Raw genomic sequence first — 12,073 nt, 5'->3', positions numbered from 1 at the left:
AAGGATTGTGTACGATTTCTACGGTTCCAGTGATACCGTACTTAGTAAGATCTAATTTTGCCATTGTTCAAATGATTAATTTGGTTATTATATCAAATGTTTATTCTTTTTCTCTACCTCACTAAACGCCTAATCTATCCTCATTTCTGTTCTTCAACATCTCTTTGTTTTAGGCGCTACAAAAGTAGTAGTTATTTTTTATTCAAAGAATTTATTACTGAAAAAAATCCGTAATCATTTAAAGATTTATACTTGTATAACAAATTTGCCAAATCTACATTACAAATCAATTTTATTTTGTTTCTTTGCAGGCCGATAAACTAGATATATAACCTCTAAGCACCTGAAAATGTTTATGAAAATAATCAACTTTAACCAAACCCACACACTTTTCAACCAATTCCTTTCTGAGATCCGAGACGTACATATACAAGGCGATTCGCTCCGTTTCCGTCGAAACATAGAACGAGTCGGTGAAATCATGGCCTACGAAATCAGCCGCACCCTTCCGTACCAGCCGATTTCGATACAAACCCCGCTGGCCACAGCTGTAGAAAACGTACCTGCCGAACAACCGGTGGTAGCCACTATCCTCCGAGCCGGCCTGCCGCTGCACCAGGGATTTCTCAACTATTTTGACCATGCCGAAAACGCGTTTGTATCAGCCTATCGCAAATACATCGATGAAGATAATTTCGACATTCATATCGAATATATCGCTTCCCCTCGACTGGACGGTAAAATCCTGATTCTCACCGATCCGATGCTGGCTACCGGCAGTTCCATGGAGCTGGCCTACGAAGCACTTCTAACCAAAGGAGAGCCCGCACACATACACATCGCTTCTGTCATTGCCAGCCGTCAGGCCATCGAGCACATCCAGAAAGTGTTTCCCGCTGAAAAGACGACAGTATGGTGCGGAGCCATCGACCCGGAACTGAATGCACATTCATACATCGTACCAGGACTGGGCGATGCTGGTGATTTGTGCTATGGAGAGAAAGAATAAGAAATAATGGAGGATGTGTACATCCTCCATTATCATAATCAATATCCCAGATTTTGCTGTTTAGCTATTACAGGATTGCCCTGAAGTTCACTCAAATGTGGCTTTTATATCACATTCTATATCTTGCAACGAATAATGAATAGTATCTACCAAACAATGCTATCCGACGGAGAATCATACAAGGATACTTTCATGATTTATTTGCTTCTGCTTGTAAGTGAATAAGGTTTATCTTCTGCTTTCAAGCCTCTTTTTTTATTGGGAGAGGTACCCATCTTAAATTCCCACACACCCCCTTTCATCAGGTCGGCATGCGTCACATACAGTTTCTCGTATTTTTTCCCATTAATGGTAAGCGATTGTACATAGCGGTGTGTATCATCTACTCCCGGAGCTTTGATTTCCAGTAGGTTCCCATTTGGCAGGTTCAACTTGAGGTACGAAAAATAAGGAGCTCCCAATACATACTGATCAGTTCCCGGACACACAGGATAAAATCCCATAACCGTAAACATATACCAAGCTGACATCTGCCCGCAATCGTCATTTCCTCCCAAACCATTTATATCATTCCGATACATTCGGTCTATAATCTCTCTGGTCCAATATTGTGTTTTCCAAGGCTGTGAAGTCCAGGCATACAAGTAAGGGATATGATGACTCGGTTCATTTCCATGCACATACCCCCCTATCAATCCTTCTTCCGTAATATCTTCATTCTTTTCATAATATTTTTTCGGAAGATGCATTTCAAACAACTTATCCAAACGGTTTAAAAAGACTTTCTCACCTCCCATCAAATCCATCATACCATATACATCATAAGGAACATGGAATGAAAAATTCCATGAGTTTCCTTCAATGAACCCTTCACCATGTGTCTGTAAAGGATCAAAATCTTTCTTAAAGTTTCCGTCAGCATAGCGTGGACAAGCAAATCCACACGATTGATCGAATACATTACGATAATTCAGAGCCCGTTGATAATACTGATTGGCTATTTCTTTATTTCCCAATCGTAAAGCAGTCTGATAAATGGTCCAGTCATCATAAGCAAATTCCAAGGTAGAAGAAACAGCCGTACTACTTTCTTCAAAAGGAATATAGCCCAACTTTTTATACTCATCCAGATGGTCATAATAATCCACATTCGACGTTTCCACCATGGCCTGTAATGCAGATTCTTTTTGACCGGTAAATACATTTTTAGCTATCGCATCTGCCAAAACAGACACGGCATGGTATCCACTCATACACCAGTTTTCATTCCCCATCAGGCTCCATACCGGTAACATCTTATGCACACTTTGTTGTTGGTGGCAAATCATGGATTTTACCATATCATTACTCTGTTGCGGAAAAGCCAGGTTCAAGAAAGGATGCTCTGCCCGATAAGTGTCCCACAAAGAAAAAATAGTATAATTGGTAAAACCTTCCGCCTTGTGAATGTTATGGTCCAACCCCCGATAAAGTCTGTCTACATCCATATACACAGAAGGGTTAATCATCGTATGATACAACGATGTGTAGAACATGGCCTTCTGGTCTTCAGTCCCTTCTATTTCAAACAAATTCAATTTCTGGTTCCATAACTTGGAGGCTTCATCCGCCACTTGTTCAAAAGTTTTCCCTTCAGCTTCTGTCCGCAGATTCTTCAAAGCCCCTTCCGTACTCACGGGTGAAAGAGCCACCTTTATCACCAGTTCCTTATTGACCGACGTATCAAAATTAAAATACGACACAATAGACCGGCCCGTTATTTCCGGGAAATTACGTTCCAGCGCAAATCGCCTCCAAAACCCGATATAATCCGGTTTCTTTTTATCCACATACCCATAATCTTTTATCGGTTGTGAAAAAGAAATCGCGAAATAAGTATAATTCGTCCGAGCCCATCCATCGGTTATCCGATACCCAGTCAACAACGTATCATTCTCGACTCTCAGGTTACTCCAAAGCACCTTCCCATCGTAATTGTAGATACTATGGTTCAAATCGAGAATAATTCGTCCTTCTTTGGATGGATAAGTATATTTATGCACTCCGACCCGTGGAGTAGCTGTCAGTTGAACCTTTATATTATAGTCCTTAAGAGTCACCTCATAATATCCGGCAGAAGTATGTTCTGTATCATGGCTATAACGCGAACGATACCCTTCATCCGGATGAGTAGCACGTCCCGGATTCAGTTTCAAGTCTCCCGTCGTGGGCATTATCAACACATCCCCCAGGTCAGAATGTCCTGTACCACTTAAATGCGTATGACTAAATCCCACAATCGTTGAATCGGAATACTGATAGCCTGCACAATATTTATAAACATCTGTCTGATACACCCCGTTCACACTATGAGGAATTGTATCTGTATCCGGGCTAAGCTGTACCAAACCAAAAGGAACGCAAGCACCTGGAAAGGTATGCCCCATCCCATTGGTACCGATAATCGGATTGACATAATTCACTACACTCTGAGAAAATGCCGGAGAAGACAACAACCCGGCAAGCAGATAAAGATATATCTTTCGAAACATATACATTAGGTTTAACATCGATTTTTATATAGGTAAAATTAAGAATCGCATTCTATTTCCTTATCCAGATTTTCTTCCACTCTTTCCAGCCTGCATACGCCCAAACAGAATGATAACAGAAAGGTAAAATTTTAATTACCACTTTAGTTATTAAAACAAAAAGAAAAAGAGCCGTATGAAAAAACACCGGCTCTTTTTATCTTGTCTCGTTTATTTAATCTCCCACGTATCGTTCGTTTCGAGCAACTCAGCAAACGTGTGATATTTTTTCTTGGCTGAAACCTCTTCTATCTGAGCTTCCACTGCGGCATCGTAGGTCGGCGCCTCCACGTCGCGAATTACTCCCAAGGCTATCGGGAAGTCCGGACCTTCCATCAGGGCCAGCTTCAACTGCAGGGTGTGGTCTTCACAATGGGCGTCGTGTACCAGAATGTCTTTCTCGGTCACCCCATTTTCTCCCAGCTTCACCACTTTCAGACCGAAGCCTTCCTGCATCAGCCCGTATTCCTTGTTCGGGCCGAACAACATCGGCTTGCCATGCTCCAGGTAGATAGCATTACGTTCACGGTCTTCCTTCTTGGCCACGGCATTATGCGTACCGTCGTTGAAGATGACGCAGTTCTGCAACACTTCCACTACCGACGTACCTTTGTGACGGGCTGCAGCTTTCAGCACTTCGACGGAAGGACCACCGTCGACTGCCGCACAACGGGCAAAGAAACGTCCACGGGCCCCGAAGCAGAGTTCTGCCGGACGGAAAGGATCCTCCACTGTCCCATAAGGGGAAGATTTGCTCACGAAACCACGGGCCGAAGTCGGCGAATATTGTCCTTTGGTCAGTCCGTAGATGCGGTTGTTCAACAGCACAATATTGATATCTACATTACGGCGGATGGCGTGAATAAAATGGTTACCTCCGATAGCCAGTCCGTCACCGTCGCCAGAAATCTGCCAGATGGTCAGATTGGGATTGGCTACTTTAGCTCCCGTAGCAATGGCTGCCGCACGCCCGTGGATGGTGTGCATGCCGTATGTATTCATGTAATAAGGTAAACGCGAAGAACATCCGATACCGGAAATCACCGCAATTTCATGGGGCGGCACCCCCAGTTCGGCCAAGGCCTTGTGAAAAGAGTTCAAGAAAGCGTGGTCACCGCAACCCGGACACCAGCGAGGTTGTCCGAACTTGTAATCTGCTGCCGTATATTTTGTTTCACTCATGATTATTCCTCCAGAACATTTATTGATGAATCATTAAAAAAGTTGGCTAAATGCCTCTACCAGTTCCTTCACGACAAACGGCTGGCCTTTCACTTGGTTGAACTGATGCAAGTGAATACCCTCCACTTTCATGCGGAGATAGCCTGCCAACTGTCCCATATTTTGCTCAGCCACCACGATGGTCTTGTACTTCCGCAGCACTTCTGCCGTATTTTTCGGCAACGGATTAATCACACGGAAATGTGCCAGTGCCGTTTTCTTGCCCATGGCATTCAGCTGGTCCATGGCGGAATGTAGGTGTCCGTAAGTTCCACCGAAGCCCACAATCAGCAAATCCGCATCCGGATCGCCCTCTACGGCAAGCGGAGGAAGCGAATCGGCAATCTTTTCCACCTTCTCGGCACGCAGTTTGGTCATCAGGAAATGATTCTCCGGTTCAGTAGAGATGGCTCCAGTTTCATTGCTTTTCTCCAGTCCGCCGATACGGTGCATGAAGCCCGACATGCCTGGAGTTGCCCAATAACGCACTCCTGTCTGCGGATCACGCAAGAACGGTGTCCAAGAATCCGCCATTTCCGGTTTCACATAAGGCGGACAGATGGAAGGATAATCTTTCAGGTCGGGCAGACGCCATGCTGCCGAACCGTTGGCAATATACGCATCGGTCAGCAGTACCACCGGTGTCATGTGCTCCAAAGCAATCTTGCAAGCCCAATAAGCCGCGTCAAAACAGTCGGTCGGTGAAGAAGCCGCAATAACGGGCATCGGACTCTCCCCGTTACGCCCGAACAATACTTGCAGCAAATCGGTTTGTTCTGATTTCGTCGGCAAACCTGTAGAAGGTCCGCCGCGCTGCACGTCCACAATCACCAACGGCAGTTCCGTAATCACCGCCAGGTTCATGGCCTCACTCTTCAAGCAGATACCCGGTCCGGAAGTCGTGGTCACAGCCAAAGCTCCGGCAAACGAAGCCCCCACAGCAGAAGCACAGCCCGCAATCTCGTCCTCACACTGCACAGTCTTTACACCCAGCGATTTGTGCTTTGCCAGTTCGTGCAGGATGTCCGTAGCCGGGGTAATCGGATACGAACCTAAATAGAGCTGCAAGCCTGCCTTCTCGGCTGCCGCCATCAGCCCGTAGGCCGTGGCCTTGTTGCCGTTGATGTCCATGTAACGTCCCGGCTGTTTCTGTGCCTTGCTCGGTACCGTGTAACTGATGGAGACAGATGCATGGGTATTTTCACCGAAGTGGTATCCGTCGTACAACACCTTCACGTTAGCTTCGGCGATTTCAGGTTTCTTGGCAAATTTCTCGCGCAGGATTTTCTCGCCCACCGCAATGTCGCGATGGAACAGCCAGCACACCAACCCTAAAGCAAACATGTTCTTGGTACGCAGGATGGACTTGTTGTCCAGTCCGCTGTCTTTCAGGCTTTCCTTACACATGGTCGTGATAGAAGCCGATACCACCTCGTTCTTGATACCCAGTTCAGAGAACGGATTCTCGAGCGAGAATTTTGCCTTTTCCAAATCGCGTTTGGTAAACGAATCGGAATCAATAATGATCACTGCCTGCGGTTTACAGAACTTATATTGTGTTTTCAAGGCTGCCGGATTCATGGCCACCAGCACGTCGCACTTATCGCCCGGAGTGTACACCTTCCCGGAACCGATGTGTACCTGAAAACCGGATACCCCTGTCAACGAGCCTTGCGGGGCGCGGATGTCGGCCGGGTAGTCCGGGAATGTACTGATATCATTTCCTTCAGTCGCCGAAATATTCGAAAACATATTGCCGGCCAACTGCATGCCGTCGCCGGAGTCACCCGAAAAACGGACAACCACATCGTCCAGCTCCTTGACAATCATTTCTTCTGCCATATCGTATTTATTTAAAGTTCACAAAATCCATTTTGGCAAAAATGGCGAAGTTCCAGAAAAAATCAAAATAAATCGGAAGTTATTTTAGAGTACCTTGAAAAAAACGTCCTTACGTTTCAAGTAAAACGTAAAGGCGTTTTATTCTAAACGCAAGTGCGTTTGAGACAAAACGCAAAAGAGTTTTAGTTCAAACGCAAGTGCGTTTTTTCAGGTCTCATTTTCTCCTCCAAACAGAGCAAATCCTCAAATAACAGAAAACAAATTAAACAGCTCATTAACAGATTGTTACAAACAGCCCGGACAATTTACAAAAAAGTATCAGCATAACTTCCTATTTTCTCCTTTATATATTAATGATTCGCTTTGCTCCTGCACTACCTTCCCTCTAAAAAGATGAAGAGCATGATAAACCCTCAATTTAAGCAGTTGCATCTTTGTTTTTTCAGGCAAAAAGAATAACTTTGTTTATCAATCCTAAAACGACTTATCATGAAAGAATTTCTTCGAAGCACCCTGGCTACTATCACGGGCGTACTGATTTGCGGGTTCATCTTTATTATCTTAGGAATAAGCATACTGGCAGGAATCGTGGCCTCCTCCGACACAGAGACCATTGTCCCAGCCAATTCTGTCTTTACCCTCGAGTTGAAAGGAACCATACAAGAGCGGTACCAACCCAGTCCTATCGACCAGTTCTTTGAAGACCAGATTTCCACTTACGGGCTGGAAGATATTCTGAGTTCTATCCAAAAAGCCAAAGAGAACAATCTTATCAAAGGTATCTACTTACACACGGGCGCATTCAGCTGTCCGGCCGCTTCCTTGCAAGCTATCCATCGTGCACTGACTGATTTCAAGAAAAGCGGCAAATTCCTGGTAGCCTACGCCGATTCCTATACTCAAGGCGGTTACTACCTGGCCAGTGTGGCCGACAAGGTCATCATCAATCCCTCGGGAAGTCTGTCTTGGCACGGTCTGGCCAGTGAAACCATGTTCTTAAAAGATTTCCTTGCCAAAATCGGTGTAAAAATGCAAATCTTCCGCGTAGGAACTTATAAATCGGCTGTAGAACCGATGATCAGTACCGAGATGAGTCCGGCCAACCGGGAACAGACGCTGGCTTTTCTGGAATCTACCTGGAAGAGCATTGTGAATGACGTGGCTGCATCACGCCATCTGTCGACTGATTCCCTGAACCTACTGGCCGATCGAAATATGGATTTCCAACCGGCAGAAACCTATGTGCGCTGCGGACTGGCCGACACGCTGATGTACCAAGATGAGGTGCTCAGCTACTTGAAATCGCTTACCGGACTATCAGAGGATGAGAATCTCCAGACCCTAAACCTCGACGAAATGACCCGCGTCAAGTCGGATACTCCGACAAGCAAAACCCGCGATGTGATAGCAGTATATTATGCTTACGGCGAAATCGACAACAGCTCGTCATACGATGAAGGCATCAATTCCGAGAAAGTAACTAAAGACCTGCGCGACTTGCGCAACGACAAGCACGTGAAAGCCGTAGTATTCCGTGTGAATTCTCCGGGTGGAAGCGCTTACGGATCCGAACAAATCTGGCGGGAGGTCTGCTTGCTGAAAGCAGAAAAACCGGTCGTAGTCTCCATGGGTGACTATGCCGCTTCCGGCGGTTACTACATCTCGTGTGCCGCCAACAAGATTGTCGCTGAACCGACCACACTGACCGGGTCCATCGGCATCTTCGGCATGGTGCCCGATGCCTCTGAGTTATTGAACAACAAATTAGGACTCCACTTTGACGGAGTCAAAACCCATAAAATGGCCGACATGGGCAGTATGGGCCGTCCGCTCAATGCAGAAGAATCGGCCCTGATGCAGCAGATGGTGAACCAAGGATATGCCCTGTTTACCAAACGCTGTGCCGAAGGGCGAAACATTCCACTGGAAGAGCTTTATAAAATTGCAGAAGGTCGTGTATGGACCGGCAGCATGGCTAAGGAACTGAAACTGGTAGACGAACTGGGCGGACTGGACACTGCCATCCAACTGGCAGCCCAACTGGGCAAGGTGAAAGACTACAAGCTGAAAAGTTATCCTGGCAAACAGGATTTCCTGACGGAACTGCTGAACACCCGTGCCGACCGCTACATTCACAGTGAATTGCAGGAAACCTTCGGAGAATACTACCGCGGCTTCGACTGGATACGCCACATCCAACAAGCCGACCGTCTGCAAGCCCGCCTGCCGTTCGACCTGCACATCCAATAAAGTGACAGATTCATGAGCAGAAAATGCAAGATATATTGGGGATTGTGGCCCTTCAGTGTCCTTTACGGCATCGGGGTGAGGGTACGGAATCTTCTGTTCGACTGGGGACTGCTCCGGCAGGAACGTTTTCCATTACCCGTCATCTGCATCGGCAACCTGACCGTGGGAGGCACCGGGAAAACCCCTCATACGGAATACCTCATCCGACTGCTGCACGAGTCGTTCCAACTGGCCGTGCTGAGCCGAGGCTACAAGCGGAAATCGAAAGGCTTTGTGCTGGCTTCTCCCGCCTCCCGCATGGAAGACATTGGGGATGAGCCTTACCAGATGGCCCGTAAGTTTCCCGACATCCGGGTGGCTGTGGACGGAGACCGCTGCGAAGGTATCCGCCGACTGATGGCGCCGGAAGGAACACCCGACACGGAAGTCGTGTTGCTGGACGATGCCTTCCAGCATCGCTACGTGCAGCCGGGACTAAGCATCCTATTGATGGATTACCATCGCCCCGTGGAATGTGACCAGCTTCTGCCTGCTGGGCGATTGCGGGAACCTGCCAGCGGCAAACGACGGGCCGACCTGCTCGTGGTAACCAAATGTCCGCCCGACCTCAGCCTGGAAGCCTGCGCACGTATCCGCCAACGCATCCGACCTCTTCCCCGTCAGGAAGTGTGCTTCACGACCCTGGCCTATGGGAAGCTATATCCACTGTTTGCCGATACCCCTGCACAGTCGCTCGACTGGTTGAAAGAAAAAGAAATACTGCTGGTCACCGGCATCGCCTCACCGACTCCCCTGCTGGAAGAAGTGGGTCGTCATGCCGCCAGGGTCACTCCCCTGCTCTTCGGGGACCACCACAATTTCGACGGTGCCGACATGCGAAAAATTACACAACAGTTCCACCAGCTGCCCGAGGCCCGAAGTCTCATCCTGACCACCGAAAAGGATGCCTCGCGGCTCATCGGCCATCCGCAGCTCGATGACGAACTGAAACCCTATATTTATGTGCTCCCCATAGAAGTGGAGTTCCTGCACAAAGGAGAACTAGTATTTAACCCCAAAATTATTGAGTATGTTAGAAAAAATTCAAGAAACCGCCGCCTTCCTGAAGGCGAAGATGCACACTCATCCCGAAACAGCCATCATCCTGGGTACGGGCCTGGGCAGTCTGGTGCATGAAATCACCGACAAGTATGAAATCAACTATGCAGACATTCCAAACTTCCCGGTTTCTACCGTCGAAGGACACAGTGGCAAGCTGATTTTCGGGAAATTGGGTAACAAAGATATCATGGCCATGCAAGGACGCTTTCATTTTTATGAAGGCTATTCCATGAAGGAAGTGACTTTCCCCGTGCGCGTGATGCGCGAACTGGGCATCAAAACCTTGTTCGTATCAAACGCCGCAGGAGGCACGAACCCGAACTTTGAAATCGGTGACCTGATGATTATCACCGACCACATCAACTTCTTCCCGGAACACCCGCTCCGCGGCAAGAACATCGACTACGGACCGCGTTTCCCGGACATGAGCGAAGCATATTCCAAGGAACTGATTGCCAAAGCCCTGGAAATTGCCAAGGAAAAAGGCATCAAGGTACAGCAAGGCGTGTACATCGGTACCCAAGGCCCTACGTTTGAAACCCCGTCGGAATACAAAATGTTCCGTATCCTGGGTGCAGATGCCGTAGGTATGTCTACCGTACCGGAAGTCATCGTGGCCAACCACTGTGGCATCAAGGTATTCGGTGTATCGGTCATCACCGACTTGGGCGTAGAAGGCAAGATTGTGGAAGTATCCCACGAAGAAGTGCAGAAGGCAGCCGACGCCGCACAGCCTCGCATGACCACCATTATGAGAGAACTTATCAACAGAGCGTAAAAATACTATGCACGAAGGAAACAGAACTGAAATCTCCACACTGGGTGAATTCGGCCTCATCAAGCACCTCACCCAGGACATCAAACTGCAAAATCCGGAAACGAAATACGGTGTAGGCGACGATGCCGCCGTACTGGAGTTTCCCGGCAAGCAGGTACTGGTCACCACCGACCTGCTGATGGAAGGTGTACACTTTGACTTGGTCTATACCCCGCTGAAACACCTGGGATATAAATCGGCCATGGTAAACTTCTCCGACATCTACGCCATGAACGGTACCCCGAAACAGATTACCGTCTCACTGGCTGTCTCCAAACGTTTCTGCATCGAAGACCTCGAAGACTTCTACGACGGCCTGCGTCTGGCCTGCGAACAGCATCACGTGGACCTCGTGGGAGGCGACACTACCTCTTCTGTCACGGGACTGGCCATCTCCATCACCTGCATCGGAGAAGCCGACACGGACAAAGTGGTTTACCGCAACGGAGCCAAGGAAACCGACCTCATCTGTGTATCGGGTGATTTGGGAGCTGCCTACATGGGTCTGCAACTAATGGAACGCGAAAAAGCCGTGTTCCAAGGCGAAAAGGACGTACAGCCCGACTTTGCCGGAAAGGAATACCTGCTGGAACGCTTCCTGAAACCGGAAGCCCGCAAGGACATCGTCGAAAGCCTGGCTAAAGCCGGAGTACAGCCTACGGCCATGATGGACATCTCCGACGGCCTGTCATCGGAACTGATGCACATCTGCTCACAGAGTCACGTGGGTTGCCGGGTCTATGAGGAACGCATCCCCATCGACTACCAGACAGCGGTCATGGCCGAAGAGTTCAACATGAACCTAAGCACCTGTGCCCTGAACGGCGGCGAAGACTACGAACTGCTCTTCACCGTCCCGTTGACAGCACATGAAACGGTGGCCCAGATGAAGGATGTCAAAATCATCGGTCACATCACCAAGCCTGAACTGGGCTGTGCACTGGTGACCCGTGACGGCAACGAACTGGAACTGAAAGCACAGGGCTGGAATCCGTTGAAAGGATAAAGCCTCCGATAATCAGAATGGAAGACCTTCCTTTTTGGACTTTCCCGCTCATTTCGGGCCCAAAAGGAAGGTTTTTTTATGACATTACCCATGTATTTTGTGCCCAGAAGACCTCTTTTTACACAAAAACCGCATTTTTTCAGCTAAAATATTTGCAAGTTCGAAAAGTTTGCGTACCTTTGCATCCGCAAACAAGAAACAATGGTGCCATAGCTCAGATGGTAGAGCAAAGGACTGAAAATCCTTGTGTCCCCGGT

Annotated in this window: 9 protein-coding genes; 6 read left to right on the top strand and 3 right to left on the bottom strand. The window is 48.0% G+C overall.

Features of this window, described 5'->3' with window-relative positions; genetic code table 11:
• Positions 1-355: 355 nt before the first annotated feature.
• The gene (upp, locus tag RDP42_RS12055) at positions 356-1,009 is read left to right on the top strand and encodes a uracil phosphoribosyltransferase (RefSeq protein WP_308763882.1); all 654 of its coding nucleotides are present in this window, start codon (positions 356-358) and stop codon (positions 1,007-1,009) included.
• A 197-nt stretch (positions 1,010-1,206) separates the two neighbouring features.
• Here the strand turns inward: upp and RDP42_RS12050 are convergent, their stop codons facing one another.
• The 3 genes from RDP42_RS12050 to RDP42_RS12040 form a co-directional block, all read right to left on the bottom strand.
• Positions 1,207-3,546 carry a GH92 family glycosyl hydrolase gene (locus RDP42_RS12050; RefSeq protein ID WP_308763883.1) on the bottom strand — a complete coding sequence of 780 codons (2,340 nt, stop codon included), beginning with the start codon at positions 3,544-3,546 and terminating at the stop codon, positions 1,207-1,209.
• A gap of 204 nt (positions 3,547-3,750) precedes the next feature.
• Positions 3,751-4,761 carry a 2-oxoacid:ferredoxin oxidoreductase subunit beta gene (locus RDP42_RS12045; protein ID WP_308763881.1) on the bottom strand — a complete coding sequence of 337 codons (1,011 nt, stop codon included), beginning with the start codon at positions 4,759-4,761 and terminating at the stop codon, positions 3,751-3,753.
• A gap of 33 nt (positions 4,762-4,794) precedes the next feature.
• Positions 4,795-6,642 carry a 2-oxoacid:acceptor oxidoreductase subunit alpha gene (locus tag RDP42_RS12040; protein WP_308763880.1) on the bottom strand — a complete coding sequence of 616 codons (1,848 nt, stop codon included), beginning with the start codon at positions 6,640-6,642 and terminating at the stop codon, positions 4,795-4,797.
• Positions 6,643-7,131: 489 nt separating this feature from the next.
• Between RDP42_RS12040 and sppA the strand changes: the two genes are divergently transcribed.
• The 5 genes from sppA to RDP42_RS12015 all read left to right on the top strand — a co-directional run.
• The gene (sppA, locus tag RDP42_RS12035) at positions 7,132-8,892 is read left to right on the top strand and encodes a signal peptide peptidase SppA (protein ID WP_308763879.1); all 1,761 of its coding nucleotides are present in this window, start codon (positions 7,132-7,134) and stop codon (positions 8,890-8,892) included.
• 12 nt (positions 8,893-8,904) lie between these two features.
• On the top strand, positions 8,905-10,068 hold the full coding sequence (lpxK, locus tag RDP42_RS12030; RefSeq protein WP_308763878.1) for a tetraacyldisaccharide 4'-kinase: 1,164 nt from the start codon (positions 8,905-8,907) through the stop codon (positions 10,066-10,068).
• A complete protein-coding gene (locus tag RDP42_RS12025) occupies positions 9,962-10,771 on the top strand; it encodes a purine-nucleoside phosphorylase (RefSeq protein ID WP_204474539.1) in 810 nt (269 codons plus the stop codon). Before lpxK ends, RDP42_RS12025 begins: the two co-directional genes overlap by 107 nt.
• 7 nt (positions 10,772-10,778) lie before the next feature.
• Complete coding sequence (thiL, locus tag RDP42_RS12020; RefSeq protein ID WP_308763877.1) at positions 10,779-11,816, top strand: thiamine-phosphate kinase; 1,038 nt, start codon at positions 10,779-10,781, stop codon at positions 11,814-11,816.
• 17 nt (positions 11,817-11,833) lie between these two features.
• The coding region (locus RDP42_RS12015; protein ID WP_308763876.1) for a hypothetical protein at positions 11,834-12,073 on the top strand (240 nt) is incomplete at its 3' end.

The organism is uncultured Bacteroides sp. (assembly GCF_902472605.1).
In the GTDB taxonomy this organism is placed as follows: Bacteria; Bacteroidota; Bacteroidia; order Bacteroidales; family Bacteroidaceae; genus Phocaeicola.
Note: the sequence above shows the minus strand (reverse complement) of the source record. Positions and strands in the feature narration are given on the sequence as shown.